Genomic DNA, 20,556 nt, shown 5'->3' with positions numbered 1-20,556 from the left:
TCGCGGTGTCGTGGGGCTAGAGGTAGGGGCCGCCCGAGCGGCCGCCCGGCTGCGGGGGCTCCTCGCCGTCCGGGGCGACACCCGGCGGCAGGGCGCGGCGCATCTGCTCCAGCTGGGCCCGCGCGGCCATCTGCTGGGCGAACAGCGTGGTCTGGATGCCGTGGAACAGGCCCTCCAGCCAGCCGACCAGCTGCGCCTGCGCGATCCGCAGTTCGGCGTCGGTCGGGGTGACGTCGTCCGTGAAGGGCAGGGAGAGCCGCTCCAGCTCCTCGACCAGCTCCGGGGCCAGCCCGTCCTCCAGCTCCTTCACCGAGCTGGAGTGGATCTCCTTGAGCCGGGCCCGGCTCGCCTCGTCCAGGGGCGCGACGCGCACCTCCTCCAGCAGCTGCTTGATCATGCTGCCGATCCGCATGACCTTGGCAGGCTGCTCCACCTGCTCGGTCACCGGAATCTCGCGGGAGTCGTCGTCCCCGCCCCCGCCGCTGAGCGCCATTCCGTCCTGGCCGACGACCAGGATCTGGGGGTTCTCCGGCGACCTGTCGTTCCTCGGCATCTCCATGCCGCCATTGTCTCGCACCGGTGCGTCACGGCCGGGCGGTGCCCCCCGCCCAAAGGTGCCGCACCGCGTTCGGCGGCGTCCGGAATGCCGGAATCGCCGCTCGGTGTGAGGCTTGTTCCGTCGATTTTCCACGACTGGTTACACCGGGAGGGGGTCACGGACGTGACTCCATGGCTGCGCACACTGCGAGCGACGGGACTGGTGGGGGCACTGGGGTTCGGCGCGCTGGTGTCGCCGTATGGGGTGGGGGCGGCGCACGGCGCCGGGTTCGCGGCGGTGGGGGCCGCCCTGACCCCGTCCCCCTCGGGGCCGGGGCACGGTGCGGTGCCGGGGGCGGCCGCCGTCGGCCCGGACGACGCCGGGGACCAGGACGGGCGGGGCGGGCACGAACGTCCCGGGCAGTCCGGCGGGCACGAACGCCCCGGCCTCCCGGAGCGCCCCGAGCGCCCCGAGGCCGGTCCCGCCGCGCCCTCCGCCGTGCAGACCCGGCCGGGGGACGGCAGGGCGCACGGTTCCGCCACGCCCTCCACCACGGCCTCGCCCTCGAAATCCGGTGCCTCAGAGCGTTCGGCAGCCCCTGCCGCCTCCACGGCCGAGCCGTCCCGGGCGGGGAGCGTGCCGGGCGAGGGCAGGCAGCGGCCCGGCCGTGCCGGGGAGTGGAAGCCGGAGAAGGACCGCGCCGACGAGAACTCCGGCCGCTGGGCGCGGGGCGACCACGACGGCCCGGCCGAGGACCCGGCCACCGCCGAGCCGTCCGGCGAGGCCGCCCTGGTGCCCTCCGCCTCGCCGTCCCGGTCCCAGCCCGGGACCGGCACGCGTGCCGCCGCCACCGAACCCGTGCTGCGGGTGCTCCCCCTGGGCAGCGGCCTGGTCCTCATCGGCCTCGGCCTGGCCCTCGCCTTCGTGGGCCTGCGCCTGCGCCGGGGTTAGGCGCGGGCGCCATGGCGGATCACGGCTCGCCCGCCGGGCACGGCGCCGCCCGTGCCCGGCGGGCAGGCCCGGCGGATCATGCCCCAGAGGCGGGGCCCAGCGCACCCACCGGCGTCTGCGGCATGATCCGGCGCCGACAAGGCGGCGCGGCTCTCCGGCGACCTGATCCGGCGGGTGCCCCACGCGCCGCGGCCATCCAACGACCCGATCCGCCAGAGACCCCACGCACCGCGGCCTTCCAGCGACCCGATCCGCCAGAGACCCCACGCACCACGGCCTTCCAGCGACCCGAACCGCCAGAGACCCCACGCACCACGGCCTTCCAGCGACCCGATCCGCCAGAGGCCCTACGCGCCGCAGCCTTCCAGCGAGCTGATCCGCCGGAGGCCCTACGCCCCGGTGACCAGCAGCACCTTGCCGATGTGGCCGCTCTCCTCCACCACGCGGTGGCCGTCGGCGGCATCGGTCATCGCCAGTTCGCGGTCGACGACCGGGCGGACATGGCCCCCGGCGAACAGCGGCCAGACGTGCTCCCGTACGGCCGCCACGATGGCCGCCTTCTCCTCCGGCGGGCGGGCCCGCAGCGAGGTCGCGCTCACGGCGGCGCGCTTGGCGAGGAGCGTGCCGATGTCCAGCTCGCCCTTCCGGCCGCCCTGCATGCCGATGATCGCCAGCCGGCCGTTCACCGCGAGGGCCCGGACGTTGCGGTCCAGGTACTTGGCCCCCATGTTGTCGAGGATCACGTCGGCGCCCGCGCCGCCCGTCGCGTCCTTCAGCTCGGCGACGAAGTCCTGCTCCCGGTAGTTGACCAGGATGTCGGCGCCCAGCTCGGCGCAGCGCTCCAGCTTCTCCGGGGTGCCCGCCGTCACGGCGATGCGCGCGCCCACCGCCTTGGCGAGCTGGATCGCCATGGTGCCGATGCCGCTGGAGCCGCCGTGTACGAGGAGAGTCTCGCCGGGGCGCAGGTGGGCGACCATGAAGACGTTCGACCAGACGGTGCAGACCACCTCGGGCAGCGCCGCCGCCTCCTTGAGGCCGACGCCCTCCGGCACCGGCAGCAGCTGGCCGGACGGAACGACGACCTTCTCCGCGTAGCCGCCGCCCGAGAGCAGCGCGCACACCTCGTCGCCGACGGCCCAGCCGGACACGCCGGGGCCGAGCGCGGCGATCCGCCCGGAACACTCCAGGCCGGGGTACGGGGAGGCGCCGGGCGGGGGATCGTAGAACCCCTGGCGCTGCATGATGTCGGCGCGGTTGACGGCGCTGGCCGCCACCTCGACCAGGACCTCGCCGTCGCCGGGCACCGGGTCGGGGACCTCGGTCCAGACCAGCACCTCGGGGCCGCCGGGTTCGGAAATCGTGATCGCATGCATGGGGCGACGCTACTCCTGTGGTCCCCCGTGCCTGGGTCCCCGGACCGAGCGCCGTGCGACTTTGGGACCGTCCCTCCGGAAATCCCTTCGCACGACCGATGAGTTTGCGCGACGGTAAAGGTCTCCCCATGCGTAGCCCAAGAAGGCGGAAGGACCACCAGCATGAGCACGCACACGTCCGACCCCGCGATCGAGACCGCGGGACTGGTGAAGACGTTCGGTGAGACCCGGGCCGTGGACGGGGTGGACCTCTCGGTGCCCGCCGGCACGGTCTACGGCGTCCTCGGACCGAACGGCGCGGGCAAGACCACCACGGTGAAGATGCTCGCCACCCTGCTGCGGCCGGACGCCGGCCATGCCCGGGTCTTCGGCCATGACGTCGTACGCGAGGCGGACGAGGTACGCAGCCGGGTGAGCCTCACCGGGCAGTACGCCTCCGTGGACGAGGACCTCACCGGCACCGAGAACCTGATCCTGCTGGGCCGCCTCCTCGGGCACGGCAAGGTGGCCGCGCGGGAGCGGGGCGAGCAGCTGCTGGCGGCCTTCGGGCTGACGGACGCGGCGGCGAAGCAGGTCAAGCACTACTCCGGCGGCATGCGGCGGCGCATCGACATCGCCGCGTCCATCCTCAACACCCCCGACCTGCTCTTCCTGGACGAGCCGACCACCGGCCTCGACCCGCGCAGCCGCAACCAGGTGTGGGACATCGTGCGCGCGGTCGTCACCCAGGGCACCACCGTGCTGCTGACCACGCAGTACCTGGACGAGGCCGACCAGCTGGCGTCCCGGATCGCCGTGATCGACCAGGGCAAGGTGATCGCCGAGGGCACCAAGGGCGAGCTGAAGGCGTCCGTCGGTGCCGGCTCCGTCCATCTGCGGCTGCGGGACGCCGAGGAGCGCCCGGAGGCCGAGCGGCTGCTGCGGAACCTGCTGGTCGCCGAGGTGCAGCTGGAGCCCGACCCGGTGGCACTGAGCGCGCGCCTCAGCGCGGCGGCCAGCGACACCGCCGCCGACCAGGCCGCCAAGGCGCTCGGTGAGCTGGCGCGGGCCGGCATCACCGTCGACAGCTTCTCCCTGGGACAGCCCAGCCTCGACGAGGTCTTCCTGGCGCTGACCGGACACGACACCGGCCAGAGCACCGGCCCCGACGCCGGCTCCGGCACCGACAAGAAGGACGAGGTGGCGGCATGAGCACGGCCACGAGCACCGAGGGCAAGGAGCTCTCCCCGGTCAGCGCCGAGTCCCTGGCGGCGCTGCTGGTGGCCAAGGAGCGCCCGCCGCGGCCCAGTGCCCTGTCCACGTCCGTGACGTTCGGCTGGCGCGCGATCCTCAAGATCAAGCACGTGCCGGAGCAGCTCTTCGACGTCACCGCCTTCCCGATCATGAACCTGTTGATGTTCACGTACCTCTTCGGCGGTGCGCTGGCGGGTTCGCCCAGTGACTACATCCAGTTCGTCCTGCCCGGCATCCTCGTGATGTCGGTCGTGATGATCACGATGTACACCGGGGTCTCGGTGAACATCGACATCGAGAAGGGCGTCTTCGACCGCTTCCGCTCGCTGCCGATCTGGCGGCCCTCGGCGATGGTCGGCTACCTGCTCGGCGACGCGCTGCGCTACACCATCGCGTCCGTCGTGATGCTCGCGGTGGGTCTGCTGCTCGGCTACCGGCCCGACGGCGGGTTCGTCGGCGTGGTCGCCGGCATCGCGCTGCTGCTGGTCTTCTCGTTCGCCTTCTCGTGGATCTGGACGATGTTCGGGCTGATGCTGCGCACCGAGAAGTCGGTGATGAGCGTCAGCATGATGGTGATCTTCCCGCTCACCTTCCTGTCCAACGTCTTCGTCGACCCGAAGACCATGCCGGGCTGGCTCCAGGCCTTCGTCAACAACAGCCCGATCACCCACCTCGCGTCCGCGGTGCGCGGTCTGATGGCGGGTGAGTGGCCCGGCGTCGAGATCGCCTGGACGCTGGGCTGGGCGGGCGCGCTCCTGCTGGTCTTCGGCCCGGTCACGATGCGGCTCTACAACCGCAAGTAGCCGCGTCAGTCGCGGGGCAGCGGGCGGGCGTCGGGCGCCACTTGGGTGGTCGGCGTCGCCCGCACGATCGTGATCAGCCGGTCCGTCAGCTCCAGCCCGCCGACGGCCGCGTCGTCGTACCCCAGGACCCGGTGCCCCCGCAGGACGCTCACCACCAGGTCGTTCACCTCGCGCAGGTTCTTGCCCACCTCGGCCTTTATGACGGGCCGCTCGATGAGGTCGAGCCCGCTGCCCTGGCTGATCAGGTCCTCCATGACCATGCCGGCGGCGGGGCTCAGCACCGAGAGCCCGAGCAGCCGGCCCGCGGCGCTGGCGCTGGTGATCACGGCGTCGGCGCCGGACTGCTTCAGCAGCGGCGCGTTCTCCTCCTCGCGGACCGCGACCACGATCTTCGCGCCCCGGTTCATCTGCCGGGCCGTCAGCGTCACCAGCACGGCCGTGTCGTCCCGCTGGGTGGCGATGATGATCTGCTTCGCGCGGAACAGCTCGGCGCGGTTGAGCACATCGCTGCGCGTCGCGTCGCCTATCACGCCCGCGTAGCCGTGCGCCGTCGCGGCCTCGATGGCCTTCCCGCTCGGGTCGACCACCACCACCTGCTCCTTGCGCAGGCCGGTCGCGCAGACGGTCTGGATCGCCGACCTCCCCTTGGTGCCGAAGCCGACGACGACGGTGTGATCGCGCAAGGTGGACCTCCAGCGGTTCAGGCGCCACTCCTCCCGAGTGCGCTCGGTGAGGGCTTCCAGCGTGGTGCCGACCAGGATGATCAGGAACAGCACGCGCAGGGGCGTGATGATGAAGATGTTGGTCAGCCGGGCGGCGTCGCTGACCGGTGTGATGTCGCCGTACCCGGTGGTGGAGAGGGTGACGGTGGCGTAGTAGAAGGCGTCGAGGAGATCGACCGAGCCGTCGGAGTTGTCGTTGTAGCCGTCGTGGTCGGCGTAGACGATGAACGCCGTCGCGACCAGCACCACCAGGGCCAGCGACAGCCGTTTGGCGACCTGGCGGATCGGGTGCTCCACCAGCGTCCTGGGGAGCTTCACCCGGTGGGTCACGAGATGCTCGTCCGCCTGGCGGGCGATCGCGTCCTGGCCCGGAAGTTTCACGTGAAACACACTCCGATTCCGGCGGTGGCCCAGGGCAGGTCCAGCAACTCCGCCTCCTGACCCGACCGCGCTCCGCCCGGGGGTACGACGGCCAGCGCGTCGGCCGCCGCGATGCCGCGCAGCATGGCCGGGCCGTTGTAGTGCAGCGGCGCGGCACCGTCCTCGCGCAGCACGACGGGGACGAGCCGGGTGTCGTAGGGGTGCCCGTGCACCGCGTCCCGCAGCGGCAGCGTGTACCGCTCGGGCGCCGGGCGGGCGGCGAGCGTGCGCAGCAGCGGCTCGGCGAGGGTGAGCAGTCCGGAGACGGCGGCCAGGGGATTGCCGGGCAGCCCGACGAGGTGCTGGTCGTCCTTGAGGCGGGCCAGCAGCATCGGGTGTCCCGGGCGCACCTTGACGCCGTCCACGAGGAGATCGGCGCCGATCCGGCGCAGGATCGGGTGGACGTGGTCGACCGGGCCGGCGGCGGTGCCGCCGGTCGTGACGATCAGGTCGGCGTCGGAGGTCGTGACGGCACGTTCCAGCGCCTTGGCGTCGTCGCCGATGCGGCGGACGGTGCGGACCTCGGCGCCCAGCGCGCGCAGCCAGTGCGGCAGCATCGGGCCGAGCGCGTCCCGGATCAGGCCGTCGTGCGGGAGGCCCCCGGTGAGCAGTTCGTCGCCCAGGACGAGGACGTCGACGCGGGGGCGGGGGACCGTGGTGAGGGTGTCGTACCCGGCGGCCGCCGCGAGGCCCAGCACGGGCGGGGTCGCGAGGGTGCCGACGGGCAGCAACTGGTCGCCGCTGCGGCACTCCTGGCCGCGCGGGCGGATGTCCTGGCCATGGACGACCTCGCGGGTGGGGTGGAGCCGGGCCCGGTCGTCGGTGCGGCCGTGCTCGGTGCGCAGTACGGCGGTGGTGTCCGGGGGGATGCGGGCGCCGGTGGCGATCCGGGCGGCCTCGCCGTCGGTGAGCGGCGCGGCCTCCGCGTGTCCGGCCAGGACGCCCTCGTCGCGCACCGTCCAGGGGCCCGGACCGGCGACGGCCCAGCCGTCCATCGCGGACGTGTCGAAGGACGGCAGGTCGGTGAGGGCGGTCAGGGGTGCGGCCAGGGTGAGACCGAGGGCCGCGTCGAGCTCCACGGAGACCGGCGTGCGGCGGGCGGCACGGGCGGCGGAGCGGGCGGCGCGCTCGGCGGCCGACCGGGCCTCGGGCCAGGGGGCCGCGTGGTGGTGGGACTTGGGGGACTCAGGGGACGCAGAGGGATCGGCGGGGCCGTTCGAGGCGCCGTGACGGCCGCCGGGCGTGGCGCGGGCGGACTCCGCCGCGTGGCCCGGGTCGCCGTGGGAAGGGCCGGGATCGCCGTGCGGGCGGCCGGGATCGCCGTGCGGGCGGCCGGGATCGCCGTGCGGAGGGCCGGAATGGCCGTGCGGACGGCCGGGGTTCTCCTTCACGAGGGCGAGCGCCTCCTCGACGTCGAGGTCTTCCTCGTCGGCCCATGTGCCGGGGGAGGCCATCAGGCGTCCGGGCGGGTGTCGGTGGCCTCGTCCGCCCAGCGCTGGGCGAGGGCCGCGGCCTTGCGGGCGGCCTCGGCGACCGCCTCGGGACCTCCCCCGGCCCGCCCGGCGACGTAGCCGACGAGGAAGGTGGTCAGCGGGGCCGCGGGCCGGGCCACTCCGTGGGCGGCGTCACGCGCGAGGTCGAGCAGGAGGCCGGTGTCGACGTCGAGGTCGATGCCCAGCTCGTCCTTGGCTGCGGAGATCCATTCATCCAACACGTGCCCATGCTCCCTGATGCGTGCCCTTGCGGTGGCGATGTCGTCCCAGGTGTCGCAGTCGAAGGAGGCGACGGCGTCGGGGACCCGGGCGAGCCGGAGGGCGCCGGTGAGGCGGCGCAGGGGCATCCCGGTGAGTTCCGTCCCCTCCTGCTCCCTGTCGAGCGCGGCCAGTTCGCGGCGTACGGCGGACGCGCGATAGGCCGCCACCAGGGGCTGGTCGCGGCCGTCGGCGTCGGTGAGCAGCACGCCGTCCGCCTCGCTCGCGGCGAGGGCCGACAGCAGCCGGGCGACGGTGGGTTCGCCCAGGAACGGCAGGTCGGCGGAGAGCACGACGACGTACTCGGCCGTGGTGTGCCGCAGTCCGGCGGCGAGGGCGGCGAGCGGTCCGCCACCCGGCGGGTCCTCGCGGGCCCAGGTCACCGGGCGGGCGGTGGGCCGGGCACCGGCGACGACGACGGTGGTGCGCGCTCCCGCGCAGGCGGCGAGCACCCGGTCGAGGAGCGCGCGCCCGCCCACGCGCAGGCCGGGTTTGTCGGCACCGCCGAGCCGCCGGGCGGCCCCGCCCGCGAGCACGACGGCGTCGTACCCGGCGGGGCCGGGGCCCGGCGCGGGGTCGGTGCCCGTGCCGGGGTCACCGGGGGGCTCGTACGCGGTCACCCCCCGAGTATGGGGCCCTGCGCGATCACAGGGAACGTGGGGGAGGCCGCGCAATCAGCGCCTGCGCGGCCGCGCCCGCGTCACAGGGTGCGCAGCAGCACCGCCGGCTGTTCCACGCAGTCCGCCACGTACCGCAGGAAACCGCCCGCCGTGCCGCCGTCGCAGACCCGGTGGTCGAAGGTGAGCGACAGCTGGACGACCTGACGCACCGCCAACTCGCCCTCGTGCACCCACGGCTTGGGGACGATGCGGCCGACGCCGAGCATCGCCGCCTCGGGGTGGTTGATGATCGGCGTGGAGCCGTCGACGCCGAACACGCCGTAGTTGTTCAACGTGAAGGTGCCACCGGTCAGCTCACCGGGCGTCAGCCGGCCCGCGCGGGCCGCCTCGGTCAGCCGGGCGAACTCCGCGGTGAGCCCCTCGGCGTCCCGCGCGTGCGCGTCCCGGACGACCGGCACGACCAGGCCCCGGTCCGTCTGGGCGGCGAAGCCGAGGTGGACGTGGTCGAGCTGGACGACCTCCCGGGCCTGGGTGTCGACCGTGGAGTTCAGCTCCGGGAAGCGGGCCAGGGCGGCCGTGCAGATCCGGGCCAGCAGCGCGACGAGGGAGATCTTCGGGCCGCCCGCGGCGTTCATCGCCGTGCGCGCGCGCATCAGCTCGGTCGCGTCGGCGTCCACCCAGCAGGTCGCGTCGGGGATCTCGCGCCGGCTGCGGGAGAGCTTGTCGGCGACGGCGCCGCGCACGCCCTTGAGGGGGGTGCGGATGCCGCCGGGGCGCGGCGCGGAGGACACGGGGGACGCGGCGAGCGGGGCGGTCGGCCCTTGGTCCGTCACGTCCGGCCGGACCGCCGTACGGCCGCCCTGGGCGGTGGCGGCACGCAGCGCGTACTCCACGTCCGCCCGCAGGATCAGCCCGTCGGGGCCCGAGCCGGTCAGTTCGCGCAGGTCCAAGTCGTTCTGCCGGGCCAGCCTGCGGACCAGCGGGGAGATGACCGGGACGGGACCCTCCGGCTCGGCGGTGCGGACGGGCCGCCCGTTCGCCGCCGCGCCGGCCTGCGGGGCGGCGGGCTCCGGACGCACCGGACGTACCCGGCGCCGCCGCGCCGGTGCCTCGGAGGTGCCGTAGCCGACCAGGACGTTGCCGGAACCCTCGGCCTTGGGCTGCTCGGCCCTGGGCTGCTCGGCCTTGGTCGCCGCGGCCGTGGCCTCCTCGGCGGCGGCGCCCGTGCCCGGGTCCCGCTCCGGCCGGTCGGGGGCGGCTCCCTCTCCCACCGCGACCGTCAGCAGCGGCGCGCCGACGGGCAGCTCCGAGCCCTCCTCGCCGAAGCGGGCGGTGACCACACCGCCGTAGGGGCAGGGCACCTCGACCATCGCCTTGGCCGTCTCGACCTCGACGACCGGCTGGTCGACGGCGACGACCTCCCCGACCTCGACCAGCCAGCGCACGATCTCCGCCTCGGTGAGCCCCTCACCGAGGTCCGGGAGCTTGAACTCCAGCACCTGTGCCATCAGCTTTCGGCCTCCCACTGCAGGCGCCCCACGGCGTCCAGGATCCGGTCCACACCGGGCAGGTGGTGGCGCTCCAGCATCGGCGGCGGGTACGGGATGTCGAACCCGGCCACACGCAGCACCGGCGCCTCCAGGTGGTGGAAGCAGCGCTCCGTGACCCGGGCCGCGATCTCCCCGCCCGGGCCCCCGAAGGAACCCGACTCGTGGACGACGACCGCGCGTCCCGTCCGCCGCACCGAAGCGCACACCGTCTCGTCGTCGAACGGCACCAGGGAGCGCAGATCGACGACTTCGAGGTCCCAGCCCTCGGCCCGGGCCGCCTCGGCCGCCTCCATGCAGACGGCCAGCGACGGCCCGTACGTGATGAGTGTGGCGCTCCGGCCGGAACGCCGCACCACCGCGCGGCCTGTCGGTTCAACGGGCGTGGGCTCCTCGGGGTTCCAGGTGTCCTTCGACCAGTACAGGCGCTTGGGTTCGAGGAAGACCACCGGGTCGTCGGAGGCGATGGAGGCGCGCAGCAGCCCATAGGCGTCGGCGACGGTCGCGGGCGTGACGACATGGAGCCCCGGAGTCGCCATGTAGTACGCCTCGGACGAGTCGCTGTGGTGCTCGACGCCGCCGATGCCGCCGCCGTAGGGGACGCGGATGGTCAGCGGCAGGGGCATCTTCCCGCGCGTGCGGTTGCGCATCTTGGTGACGTGGCTGACGACCTGCTCGAACGCCGGGTAGGCGAAGGCGTCGAACTGCATCTCCACGACCGGACGCAGCCCGTACATCGCCATGCCGACGGCCGTGCCGAGGATGCCGGCCTCGGCGAGCGGGGTGTCCGTGCAGCGGTCCTCGCCGAACTCCGCGGCGAGTCCGTCGGTGACGCGGAAGACGCCGCCGAGGGCGCCCACGTCCTCGCCCAGGACGTGCACGGCCGGGTCGGCGGCCATGGCGTCCCGCAGCGCGCGGGTGAGGGCCTGCGCCATGGTGGCCGGCTTGGCGGCGACGGTGGTCATCGGTGCGTCCCTTCCGGCCCGGTCTCCGCCTCGGCCGCGGCTTCCAGCTCCGCGCGCAGCAGCGCCCGCTGCTCGCGCAGCTGCGGGGTGGGCTCGGCGTAGACGTGGGCGAACAGGTCCATCGGGTCCAGCTCCGGGTCCTGGTTCATGCGGGCGCGCAGGTCCGCGGCCATGGCCTCGGCGTCCTCGCGGGCCGCCAGGACGGCGTCCTCGTCGAGCAGGCCGCGGTCGGTCAGCTCCCGCTTCAGCAGCTCGATCGGGTCGTGCCGCCGCCAGGTCTCGACCTCGGCGTCGCCCCGGTAGCGCGTGGCGTCGTCGGCGTTGGTGTGCGCCTCGACGCGGTACGTCACCGCCTCCACCAGGGTGGGGCCGCCGCCCTCGCGCGCACGGCGCACGGCGTCGGAGAGGACCTCGTGCACGGCGGCCGCGTCATTGCCGTCGACCAGGCGGCCCGGCATCCCGTAGCCGACGGCCTTGTGGGCCAGCGACGGGGCGGCGGTCTGCTTGGCGAGCGGGACGGAGATCGCGAAGCCGTTGTTCTGCACCAGGAAGACGACGGGCGCCTGCCAGACGGCGGCGAAGTTCAGCGCCTCGTGGAAGTCGCCCTCGCTGGTGCCGCCGTCGCCGACCATGGCGAGCGCGACCACGTCGTCGCCCTTGAGCCGGGCGGCGTGCGCGAGGCCCACGGCGTGCGGCAGCTGGGTGGCGAGCGGCGTGGACAGCGGGGCGACCCGGTGCTCGTAGGGGTCGTAGCCGGTGTGCCAGTCGCCGCGCAGCAGGGTGAGGGCCTCGACGGGGTCGACGCCCCGGGCGACGACGGCGAGCGTGTCCCGGTAGCTGGGGAAGAGCCAGTCCTGCTCCTGGAGGGCCAGCGCGGCGGCGATCTCGCACGCCTCCTGGCCGGTGCTGGAGGGGTAGACGGCCAGTCGGCCCTGCTTGGTCAGCGCCGTCGCCTGCGCGTTGTACCGCCGGCCCTGGACCAGCCGGGCGTAGAGCGTGCGCAGCAGCTCGGGGTCGGCGTGCTCCGCCGCCTTCGTGCCGAGCACGCGGTACGGCTCGGCGTCGGGCAGCAGCGGCGCGGGGTCGGTACGGGGCTGCCAGGCGGGCGGCGGTGTGGGCCGGTACGCGCCCCGCTGCTCCATGACCGTCATGACGGCACCTCCTCGTGGGAGCGGCTGTCGGCTCGCCACGGGTGTGACGGGCCTCACCTACCGATTGTTCGGTCGTCGGCACATTTTGGCTACAGGCGGCCCCAGGCTGTGGACAAACGGTTCTCCACAGCCTGAGATGGACGCAGGACGTCCACGACAGGGAGGCGGGGGCAGGTGGCATCTGAACAAATGGCCGAGCGCCCGGAGGACGGCGGCCCCGACGAGCCCGCTCCCCCGCCGCCCCCGCGCCCGCTGGACGCGATCGATCAGGACATCCTGCGCATGCTCCAGGCGGACGGCCGCGCCTCGATACGGTCGGTCGCCGAGCGGGTGCACGTCTCGCGCGCGAACGCCTACGCCCGCATCAACCGGCTCGTCGAGGACGGCGTCATCCGCGGCTTCGGAGCCCGCGTCGACCACGAACGCGCGGGGCACGGGACCTCGGCGTACATCACCCTGAAGATCGTCCAGAACTCCTGGCGCACGGTCCGGGCGCAGCTGCGGCAGCTGCCCGGGGCCTCGCACATCGCCCTGGTCGGCGGTGACTTCGACGTCCTCCTGCTGGTGCACACGCCGGACAACCGGGCCCTGCGCGAACTGGTGCTCAGCCGCCTCCAGGCCATCCCGGAGGTGCTCAGCACCCGCACCCTGCTGGTGTTCGAGACCGAGGACCTGGAACCGCAGAGCTGAGCGGCGTCGCCGCGTTCGTCAGGTCGAGACCGCCCAGGCCAGGCCCAGCAGCACCGCGAATGCCACCGGAAGCAGGGCGCATCCGAGCCCGGCCCCCGCCGCCGCGATCCGCGGCCCGCGCAGCGACCGCCGCCGCGGCAGCACCCAGGCGAGCGCGAGCAGCCCGACGGCCCAGTAGAGCACGCCCCCGAAGGAGCCGGGGCCGTCCTGGGACGCGAACCAGAAGTAGTCCAGCACGACGAGCGGCAGAGCGAGCAGAGAACCCACGAGGGGGGCTCTCCACCACGTCCGGTGAGTGGCGGACGTGGACGGGACGTCGGTGTCGGGCATGCGCTCCATGCCATCACCGCCGGCCGGGCAGGTCATGGGGCCGCCTACTCAGCCCGCCCGGCGCGGGTACTCACTCCGCTCACGCCGCCGGCACCTTCACTCCGCCCGGCGCAGCCCGCCGAAGACCAGCCGCGCCACCGCGTCGGCCACCTCGCGCTCGCCCGCGCCGGCCCGGCCGTCGGGACCCTCCGGGCGGTACCACTCCACGATCGAGTTGATCATGCCGAAGACCAGGCGGGTCGCGAGCCGCACCTCCACGTCCGCGCGGACGTCCCCCTCGGACGCCGCGGCCTTCAGCAGGGCGGCGACCCGGTGGTCGAACTCCCGCCGCCGCTCCAGCGCCCACCGCTCGGTGTCCGTGTTGCCGCGCACCCGCAGCAGCAGCGTCACATAGGGCAGTTCGGCCATCAGCACCTCGACCATGCGGCGCACGACGTACTCCAGGCGCCCGGCGGCGGGCCCCACGCGCGCGTGCTCCTCGTCGAGGATCCCGAAGAGCTCGTCCAGCGCCCGGCTCACCGCCCGCCGCAGCAGCTCCTCCTTGCCCGTGACGTGGTGGTAGATCGACGACTTGGAGATCCCGGCGGCCTTGGAGAGGTGCTCCATGGAGGTGCCGTCGTAGCCGCGCTCGATGAAGACCTGCACGGCGACGGAGAGCAGCGTCTCGGGCGTGTACGTGTCGCGCCTGGCGGTGGTCATGAGGGGGTGCCCTCCTGCTTGTCGGCGGCGTACGCGTGGCGGTACAGCGCGAGGGACGGCGCGTACCGGCCCGTGGGCGCGCACTCGTGCAGGTTGCCGAGGACCGAGCAGGCCCAGTCGCCGCCGAGACGGCGGCTCCACTCCAGGGGCCCCAGCGGGTAGTTCACGCCGAGGCGCATCGCGGTGTCGACGTCCTCCTCGGTCGCCACGCCCTTGGCGACCGCCTCCACCGCCAGGTCGACGATCCGCGCGACCGTACGGGCGACGATCATGCCGGGGACGTCCCCGATGACGCTGACCTTCTTGCCGAGCGCCTGGAACAGGCCCGTGGCCTCGGCGACCGTGCGCGGGGAGGTGCTCTGCGCGGCGGAGAGGGCGACACGCGTCGCCGCGCGGTAGTCGAGCGCGAGGTCGAAGTAGACGACGTCCCGGAACTCCACCGAGGTCTGGCCGTCGGCGAGCACGAGCTGCCCGCCGCTGGGCAGGACCAGCCGCGTGCCGTTGTCCTCGGCCTCCTCGCGCACCTCGATGCCCGCCTCGCGGATCAGCGCGAGCACCTCGGCGGCCGGCCCCAGGCCGCCCTCGGCGACGACGTACGCGGGCCGGTCGGCCGGCTCGGCGGTGTGCGGCTCGGGCCGCTCGGCGCCGTCGCGGTAGTCGTACCAGCCCTGCCCGCTCTTGCGGCCGAGGCGCCCGGACTCGACCAGGCGGCGCTGGGCCAGCGACGGCGTGAACCGCACGTCCTGGAAGAACGCCTGCCACACGGAGTGCGTGACGGACTCGTTGACGTCCTGCCCGATGAGGTCGGTCAGCTCGAAGGCGCCCATGCGGAAGCCGCCCGACTCGCGCAGCACGGCGTCGATGGTGGCCGGGTCGGCGCCCTGGTCCTCGTACACGGCGAGGGCCTCGGCGTAGAAGGGCCGGGCGATGCGGTTGACGATGAAGCCGGGGGTGTCGGCGCAGGCGACCGGGGTCTTGCCCCAGGCGCGGGCCGTCTCGTACGCGCGGGTGGCCGACGAGACGTCGGTGGCGAAGCCGGAGACGACCTCCACCAGCGGCAGCAGCGGCGCGGGGTTGAAGAAGTGCAGGCCGACGAAGCGGCCGGGGTTGCCGAGTCCGCCGGCGATGGCGGTGACGGACAGGGAGGAGGTGTTGGTGGCGAGCAGGCAGTCGTCGCCGACGACGTCCTCCAGCGCCCGGAACAGCTCCTGCTTGACGTCCAGCCGCTCCACGACGGCCTCGACGACCAGCGCGCAGTCGGCCAGGTCGGAGAGCGCCCCGGCGGGCTCCAGCCGGGCGCGGGCGGCGTCCCGCTCGGGGCCGGTGAGCCGTTCCTTCTCGACGAGCCGGTCGAGCCGGGCGCCGATCGCGTCGGCCGCTTCCCGGGCCCGCCCTGGGGCGGTGTCGTACAGCCGTACGGGATGGCCCGCGACCAGCGCCACCTGGGCGATGCCCTGGCCCATGGTGCCGGTGCCGACGACGGCCACGGGGCTGCTGAGGTCGAGTGCTGTCATGTGCGCGATCCTCCCGCACGGGGTTTTCCACAGATGCGGCGGTCCCCCTTGTCCCGACCGATCGTTCGGTTACTCTAGCCGTGTCCGCCCGTTCCTGCCCAGGTTTCCCCCCAGGTCCACGAACTCGACGGCGAGTCGACGGCGAGTTCGTGAGAGACGAGGAGTTGGTCCCGCATGGCCGCCGAACTCACCGCACACCAGCTGATCGCCCAGCACCGGCCGACCCTGGACCTGGCGCTGGAGACGATCCGTACGCGCGCGTACTGGTCCCCCCACCCCGAGCACCCCAAGGCCTACGGGGAGAACGGCAGCCTGGACATGGCCGCGGGCAAGGCCGCCTTCGACGCCCTGCTCGGCACCCGCCTCGACCTCGGCCAGCCCGGCACCGACGACTGGGTCGGCGACGAGGTCTCCCCGTACGGCGTCGAGCTGGGCGTCCAGTACCCGCACGCGGACCTCGACGTGCTGCTGCCCGCCATGAAGGCCGGCCAGAAGGCGTGGCGGGACGCGGGCGCCGAGCTGCGCGCCATGGTCTGCCTGGAGATCCTCCGCCGGATCGGCGCGCGGACCATGGAGTTCGCCCAGGCGGTCATGCACACCTCCGGACAGGCCTTCATGATGGCCTTCCAGGCGGGCGGCCCGCACGCCCAGGACCGCGGCATGGAGGCCGTGGCCTACGCGTACGTGGAGCAGGCCCGCACCCCCGACACCGCGGAGTGGACCAAGCCCCAGGGCAAGCGCGACCCGCTCGCGCTCACCAAGGGGTTCACACCGGTGCCGCGGGGCATCGGCCTGGTCATCGGCTGCAACACCTTCCCGACGTGGAACGGCTACCCGGGCCTGTTCGCCTCCCTCGCCACCGGCAACGCGGTCCTGGTCAAGCCCCACCCCCGCGCGGTGCTGCCGCTCGCCCTCACCGTGCAGGTCGCCCGCGACGTGCTCGCCGAGGCCGGCTTCGACCCGAACCTGGTCGCGCTGGCCGCCGAGCGCCCCGGCGAGGGCATCGCCAAGACCCTGGCGACCCGCCCCGAGATCCGGATCATCGACTACACCGGCTCCACCGCCTTCGGCGACTGGCTGGAGGCCAACGCCGGCCAGGCGCAGGTCTTCACCGAGAAGGCCGGCGTCAACACGGTGATCGTCGAGTCGACCGACGACTACAAGGGGATGCTCGCCAACCTGGCCTTCTCGCTGTCCCTCTACAGCGGCCAGATGTGCACCACCCCGCAGAACCTGCTGATCCCCCGCGACGGCATCCGCACCGACCAGGGCCCCAAGTCCTACGACGAGGTGACCGCCGACCTGGCGCGCGCCGTCGACGGCCTCCTCGGCGACGACGCCCGCGCGAACGCCCTGCTCGGCGCCATCGTCAACCCGGACGTCAAGGCCCGCCTGGAGGCCGCCGCCGGACTCGGCGAGGTCGCCCTGGCCTCCCGCGAGATCACCCACCCGGAGTTCCCGGACGCGGTCGTGCGCACCCCGGTGATCGTCAAGCTGGACGGCGCCAAGCCCGGCGACGAGGCCGTCTACACCAGCGAGTGCTTCGGCCCCGTCTCCTTCGCCGTCGCCGTCGACTCCGCCGCCGACGCCGTGGAGCTGCTGCGGCACAGCGTCCGGGAGAAGGGCGCGATGACGGTCGGCGCGTACACCACCGACGCGGAGGTGGAGGAGGCCGTGACGGAGGCCTGCCTGGACGAGGCCGCCCAGCTCTCCCTCAACCTCACGGGCGGGGTGTACGTCAACCAGACGGCCGCCTTCTCCGACTTCCACGGCTCCGGCGGCAACCCGGCGGCCAACGCGGCCCTGTGCGACGGCGCCTTCGTCGCCAACCGCTTCCGCGTAGTGGAGGTCCGCAGGCCGGCCTAGGGCACGTGCGGTGCGCCCCCGGTGGCGCTCCAGTGGTACAGCGTCATGGCCACACTGGTCGCGAGGTTGTAGCTGGAGACCTGGGGGCGCATCGGCAGCGCCACCAGGTGGTCGGCCCGCGCGCGCAGCTCCCGCGAGAGACCGCTGCGCTCGGAGCCGAACGCGAGCAGCGCGTCGTCCGGCAGCTCGAGCCCGCGGATGTCCTCGCCCTCGGGGTCCAGCGCGAAGACCGGCCCCGGCGGCAGCTCCGCCACCTCCAGCCGCTCCACGACGGTCGCGAAGTGCAGCCCGGCCCCGCCCCGCACCACCGTGGGGTGCCAGGGGTCGAGCGTGCCGGTGGTGACCACCCCGGTCGCCCCGAATCCGGCGGCCAGCCGGATCACCGCACCCGCGTTGCCGAGGTTGCGCGGCTGGTCCAGCACCACCACCGGGGCCCGGCGGGGCCCGCGCGCCAGCGCCTCCAGACCGGCCGCCCGCGAGGGCCGTACCGCCAGGGCGGCCACCGCCGTGGGGTGCGGCCGCGCGACCAGCGACGCGTACGCCTCGTGCGGCACCTCGGTCAGCAGACCGTCCAGGGTGTCGCGCACGTCGGGCGCCAGCTCGTCGGCGAGGGCGAGGGCGGCCGCGCGGTCGGTGGTGACGGCCACCGGAACCCGGGCGCCGAACCGCAGCGCGTGCTTGAGCGCGTGGAAGCCGTCCAGCAGGACACACGGCCCGGCGTGCCGGCGCCAGGCGGCCAACGGGTCGGGCTCGGTCATACCTTGAAGCCTACGTGGGTCTGCTCGGAGCCCTTGTCCCCGTCGGGCCCCTCCCCGGGGTCCTCCTCGCCGGATCCGGCCCTCGGGCCCGGCACCGCGGCCGCACGACCCGCCGCGCCCTTGCTCCCGCCTCCGCCGGGGAACCCGGCCGGCAGCCGGCCCAGCAGCCGCGCACGCACGCGTGCCGCCCCGTCGCCCAGGCGGCGCAGGAACGAGGTGGGCAGGAACACCGCGTCGGCGGCGATCATCGCCAGCGAGAAGAACGGCAGCCCGAGCGTCACGGCGATCACCGCGTGCTCGGTCATCATGGCGGCCAGCAGCACGTTCTTGACCCGCCGGTTGAACAGCGTGAACGGGAAGGCGACCTGCACGGCGACCGTGCCGTAGGTGATGAGCATGACCATGGTGCCGTTGCCGGCCAGGGCGTCGGAGAGCGCGGGCCAGGGCGAGAAGTAGTCCAGGTGCAGCGGGTAGTAGACGGCCGTGCCGTCCTGCCAGCGCGAACCCTGGATCTTGTACCAGCCGGCGGTCGCGTAGATCAGACACGCCTCGGCCATGATCACGAAGAGCGCGCCGTTGTGCACGATGTTGGTGACCACGTCCAGCAGGATCCGCGGCTGGCTGCCCTCGGCCGCGCGCCCGACGACCCAGCCGATGCCCAGCGCCACCCACACCGCCCACAGCAGCGCGGGGACGAACCAGTCGCCGTCCAGCCCGCCCGCGAGCGTCACGGTGAGCAGGACGAAGCCGAACACGGACCACAGCAGCGGCCCGACCCGGTCCCGGACACGCTCTCCACGCGCGCGTGCCGCGTCGCCGCGCCGCGCCCGGCGGGCGTCCAGCGACCAGACCCGGCCGCAGCGGGTGAGGACCAGGTAGATGCTCATCAGGTGCAGGACGTTGTCGCCGCCGTCGCCCATGAAGACGCTGCGGTTCTGCAGCGAGAGCACCCCGACCATGAACAGCACGGACATGGTCCGGGTGCGCCAGCCCAGCAGGAGCAGCACGCTGCTCAGGACGGCCAGCGCGTAGACGATCTCGAACCAGGCGGCCGAGTCGGACCACATCAGCGCCGTGAAGGCGCCGTTGTCCGCGATCAGTTGCTCGGCGAGGTCGTGGCTCCAGGGGCTGTCGGGGCCGTACAGCTCGCTCCGGTGGGGGAGTTCGCGCAGCAGGAAGAGCAGCCAGGTGGCGCTGAAGCCGATGCGGATCACGGCGGTCTGGTACGGGCCGAGCGCGGCGCCGGTGACGCGGGCGATGGAGCGGGAGACCGAGAGGGCGATGCCGTTCACGCGGCACCCCCGTCCTTCGCGGCGCCGTTGGCCGCGCCGCCGTCGTCCTTCGCGCTCGTGCCGCCGGGCACCGTCCACCAGGGCAGCTCGCGGTAGGCCGGCCGGTCGGAGACCTTCTCACCGGTCCACGGCGGCGGCTCCACGCTGGTGGTCCGCGACCGGTACTGGACGCGCTCGACGGTTCCGCCCTCTCCGGCGGCGTCGATCCGGTCCAGCCGCTGGACGGCGATGTGCCGCAGGTAGGTCTCGGAGAGGGCGCCCCGCATGCCCACCGGCCGGTTGTCGGAGTCATGGCTGGAGACGAAGAAGTCCCAGGCCCGGCGGAGTTCGTTCTGCTGGGTGTGGCTCGGCAGGGGATTGCCGTCGATGGCGCGGCCGTCCTCCGCGGACAGGTCGTACCAGCCGGTCGTGCGTATCTCGCCGTCCGCCGTGCTCACGTCGGCGCGGACCTGGACCGAGATGTTCTGCTGGAGCGGGTTGGGCGCGAAGAGCTTCCAGTTCTGTTCGAACTCCGGGAAGACCCACTCGTCCACCGCCTCGCCGTGCTGTTTGGTGAGGGTGTTGGACGGGGCCACGTGCAGGAACACCAGGCCTATGTGGGCGCAGACGGCGATCGCGACGACCGCGAGGGCGACCACGGCACCGACCTGGTAGCGCGGGGAGAGCGCGGCGACTCCGGTGCGGGGCGCCGCGGCCTCCGAGGTACCGGTGGTCCCGCCTGCCCCGCCGGTCTGTTCCGACGCGCCGTCGGACCCGACCGGGTCCTCCTGCCCGTCCCGCCCCTGCCGGGCGTCCGAGCCTGTGTCGTACGCTTCCATTCCGCCCCGTTCGGTCCCGATCCGTCCATCCGCCCGCGCACCGCGGGGCGCCCGCGCGGCACAGCCCGGCCGCCCGGCCACGTTCGAACGCGAACGGTACTCAGGACCGGCCGCCCGCACATCCCCCGGCGGACCGGCCGCACCGTGGCCGTCACCACATCCGCGGGATCACGGGACAGCCTAGAGAACGTGCCCCGGCTCGCCCTTCTCGTCCACGACCGGCCGGCCGGCCGCGGCCCACTCCTGCATGCCGCCGTCGACGTTCACGGCGTCGACGCCCTGCTGGACCAGGTACATGGTGACCTGCGCCGAACGCCCGCCGACGCGGCAGAGCACGTGGATCCTGCCGTCCTGCGGCGCGGCCTCGGCCAGCTCCCCGTACCGGGCCACGAACTCGCTGAGGGGAATGTGCAGCGCCCCGGCGGCGTGACCCGCCTGCCACTCGTCGTCCTCGCGGACGTCCAGCAGGAAGTCGCCGTCCTTGAGGTCTCCGACCCCGACCGTGGGCACACCAG

Annotated in this window: 20 protein-coding genes; 5 read left to right on the top strand and 15 right to left on the bottom strand. The window is 73.8% G+C overall.

What is annotated here, in order from left to right:
* Nucleotides 1–16: 16 nt before the first annotated feature.
* A complete protein-coding gene (locus ACFC1X_RS18030; RefSeq protein ID WP_125492986.1) occupies nt 17–559 on the bottom strand; it encodes a bacterial proteasome activator family protein in 543 nt (180 codons plus the stop codon).
* 162 nt (nt 560–721) lie between these two features.
* Between ACFC1X_RS18030 and ACFC1X_RS18025 the strand changes: the two genes are divergently transcribed.
* Nucleotides 722–1,489: a hypothetical protein gene (locus ACFC1X_RS18025; RefSeq protein ID WP_376354661.1), complete on the top strand. Its 768-nt coding sequence runs from the start codon at nt 722–724 to the stop codon at nt 1,487–1,489.
* Between the two features lie 389 nt (nt 1,490–1,878).
* Here the strand turns inward: ACFC1X_RS18025 and ACFC1X_RS18020 are convergent, their stop codons facing one another.
* Nucleotides 1,879–2,862, bottom strand: a complete 984-nt coding sequence (locus ACFC1X_RS18020; RefSeq protein ID WP_376354658.1) for an NAD(P)H-quinone oxidoreductase — start codon at nt 2,860–2,862, stop codon at nt 1,879–1,881.
* A gap of 162 nt (nt 2,863–3,024) precedes the next feature.
* On the opposite strand from ACFC1X_RS18020, the gene ACFC1X_RS18015 reads away from it, so the two are divergent.
* Together ACFC1X_RS18015 and ACFC1X_RS18010 are read left to right on the top strand one after the other, a co-directional pair.
* Nucleotides 3,025–4,053, top strand: coding sequence for an ATP-binding cassette domain-containing protein (locus tag ACFC1X_RS18015; protein WP_376354655.1), 1,029 nt, complete (start codon nt 3,025–3,027; stop codon nt 4,051–4,053).
* A complete protein-coding gene (locus tag ACFC1X_RS18010; RefSeq protein ID WP_376354652.1) occupies nt 4,050–4,898 on the top strand; it encodes an ABC transporter permease in 849 nt (282 codons plus the stop codon). The genes ACFC1X_RS18015 and ACFC1X_RS18010 overlap by 4 nt, the downstream gene beginning before the upstream one ends.
* 5 nt (nt 4,899–4,903) lie before the next feature.
* On the opposite strand, the gene ACFC1X_RS18005 is transcribed toward ACFC1X_RS18010, so the two are convergent.
* The 6 genes from ACFC1X_RS18005 to pdhA form a co-directional block, all read right to left on the bottom strand.
* Nucleotides 4,904–6,001: a potassium channel family protein gene (locus tag ACFC1X_RS18005; protein WP_376354650.1), complete on the bottom strand. Its 1,098-nt coding sequence runs from the start codon at nt 5,999–6,001 to the stop codon at nt 4,904–4,906.
* Nucleotides 5,998–7,494 (bottom strand): molybdopterin molybdotransferase MoeA, encoded by a 1,497-nt coding sequence (locus tag ACFC1X_RS18000; RefSeq protein ID WP_376354647.1) that lies wholly within the window; start codon nt 7,492–7,494, stop codon nt 5,998–6,000. Before ACFC1X_RS18000 ends, ACFC1X_RS18005 begins: the two co-directional genes overlap by 4 nt.
* Complete coding sequence (locus tag ACFC1X_RS17995) at nt 7,494–8,411, bottom strand: NTP transferase domain-containing protein (protein ID WP_376354644.1); 918 nt, start codon at nt 8,409–8,411, stop codon at nt 7,494–7,496. Before ACFC1X_RS17995 ends, ACFC1X_RS18000 begins: the two co-directional genes overlap by 1 nt.
* 80 nt (nt 8,412–8,491) lie before the next feature.
* On the bottom strand, nt 8,492–9,919 hold the full coding sequence (locus ACFC1X_RS17990; RefSeq protein ID WP_376354642.1) for a dihydrolipoamide acetyltransferase family protein: 1,428 nt from the start codon (nt 9,917–9,919) through the stop codon (nt 8,492–8,494).
* A complete protein-coding gene (locus ACFC1X_RS17985) occupies nt 9,919–10,923 on the bottom strand; it encodes an alpha-ketoacid dehydrogenase subunit beta (RefSeq protein ID WP_376354639.1) in 1,005 nt (334 codons plus the stop codon). The genes ACFC1X_RS17990 and ACFC1X_RS17985 overlap by 1 nt, the downstream gene beginning before the upstream one ends.
* On the bottom strand, nt 10,920–12,074 hold the full coding sequence (gene pdhA, locus ACFC1X_RS17980) for a pyruvate dehydrogenase (acetyl-transferring) E1 component subunit alpha (protein WP_376354636.1): 1,155 nt from the start codon (nt 12,072–12,074) through the stop codon (nt 10,920–10,922). Before pdhA ends, ACFC1X_RS17985 begins: the two co-directional genes overlap by 4 nt.
* 189 nt (nt 12,075–12,263) lie before the next feature.
* Between pdhA and ACFC1X_RS17975 the strand changes: the two genes are divergently transcribed.
* Nucleotides 12,264–12,764: an Lrp/AsnC family transcriptional regulator gene (locus tag ACFC1X_RS17975; RefSeq protein ID WP_376355165.1), complete on the top strand. Its 501-nt coding sequence runs from the start codon at nt 12,264–12,266 to the stop codon at nt 12,762–12,764.
* Between the two features lie 18 nt (nt 12,765–12,782).
* Here ACFC1X_RS17975 and ACFC1X_RS17970 read toward each other — a convergent pair whose 3' ends face one another.
* The 3 genes from ACFC1X_RS17970 to ACFC1X_RS17960 all read right to left on the bottom strand — a co-directional run bounded on the left by ACFC1X_RS17970 (nt 12,783) and on the right by ACFC1X_RS17960 (nt 15,307).
* A complete protein-coding gene (locus tag ACFC1X_RS17970) occupies nt 12,783–13,031 on the bottom strand; it encodes an MYXO-CTERM sorting domain-containing protein (RefSeq protein ID WP_376354633.1) in 249 nt (82 codons plus the stop codon).
* A gap of 159 nt (nt 13,032–13,190) precedes the next feature.
* Nucleotides 13,191–13,793 carry a TetR/AcrR family transcriptional regulator gene (locus tag ACFC1X_RS17965; RefSeq protein WP_376354630.1) on the bottom strand — a complete coding sequence of 201 codons (603 nt, stop codon included), beginning with the start codon at nt 13,791–13,793 and terminating at the stop codon, nt 13,191–13,193.
* A complete protein-coding gene (locus ACFC1X_RS17960; protein WP_376354627.1) occupies nt 13,790–15,307 on the bottom strand; it encodes a 3-hydroxyacyl-CoA dehydrogenase in 1,518 nt (505 codons plus the stop codon). Before ACFC1X_RS17960 ends, ACFC1X_RS17965 begins: the two co-directional genes overlap by 4 nt.
* Before the next feature lie 174 nt (nt 15,308–15,481).
* Here ACFC1X_RS17960 and paaN point away from each other — a divergent pair, with 174 nt between their 5' ends.
* The gene (gene paaN / locus ACFC1X_RS17955; RefSeq protein ID WP_376354624.1) at nt 15,482–17,173 is read left to right on the top strand and encodes a phenylacetic acid degradation protein PaaN; all 1,692 of its coding nucleotides are present in this window, start codon (nt 15,482–15,484) and stop codon (nt 17,171–17,173) included.
* Here paaN and ACFC1X_RS17950 read toward each other — a convergent pair.
* From ACFC1X_RS17950 to ACFC1X_RS17935, 4 genes are all read right to left on the bottom strand, one after another.
* Nucleotides 17,170–17,931: a TrmH family RNA methyltransferase gene (locus ACFC1X_RS17950; protein WP_376354622.1), complete on the bottom strand. Its 762-nt coding sequence runs from the start codon at nt 17,929–17,931 to the stop codon at nt 17,170–17,172. The genes paaN and ACFC1X_RS17950 overlap by 4 nt on opposite strands.
* The gene (locus ACFC1X_RS17945) at nt 17,928–19,223 is read right to left on the bottom strand and encodes an HTTM domain-containing protein (protein WP_376354620.1); all 1,296 of its coding nucleotides are present in this window, start codon (nt 19,221–19,223) and stop codon (nt 17,928–17,930) included. Before ACFC1X_RS17945 ends, ACFC1X_RS17950 begins: the two co-directional genes overlap by 4 nt.
* Nucleotides 19,220–20,041 (bottom strand): DUF5819 family protein, encoded by an 822-nt coding sequence (locus ACFC1X_RS17940; protein WP_376354617.1) that lies wholly within the window; start codon nt 20,039–20,041, stop codon nt 19,220–19,222. The genes ACFC1X_RS17945 and ACFC1X_RS17940 overlap by 4 nt, the downstream gene beginning before the upstream one ends.
* 180 nt (nt 20,042–20,221) lie before the next feature.
* Nucleotides 20,222–20,551 carry a rhodanese-like domain-containing protein gene (locus tag ACFC1X_RS17935; protein WP_307018025.1) on the bottom strand — a complete coding sequence of 110 codons (330 nt, stop codon included), beginning with the start codon at nt 20,549–20,551 and terminating at the stop codon, nt 20,222–20,224.
* Nucleotides 20,552–20,556 lie beyond the last annotated feature (5 nt).

It is taken from the genome of Streptomyces sp. NPDC056128, from assembly GCF_042263835.1.
Classification (GTDB): Bacteria; Actinomycetota; Actinomycetes; order Streptomycetales; family Streptomycetaceae; genus Streptomyces.
The sequence above is the reverse complement of the archived record's forward strand: the minus strand, read 5'-3'. Positions and strand labels throughout refer to the sequence as shown.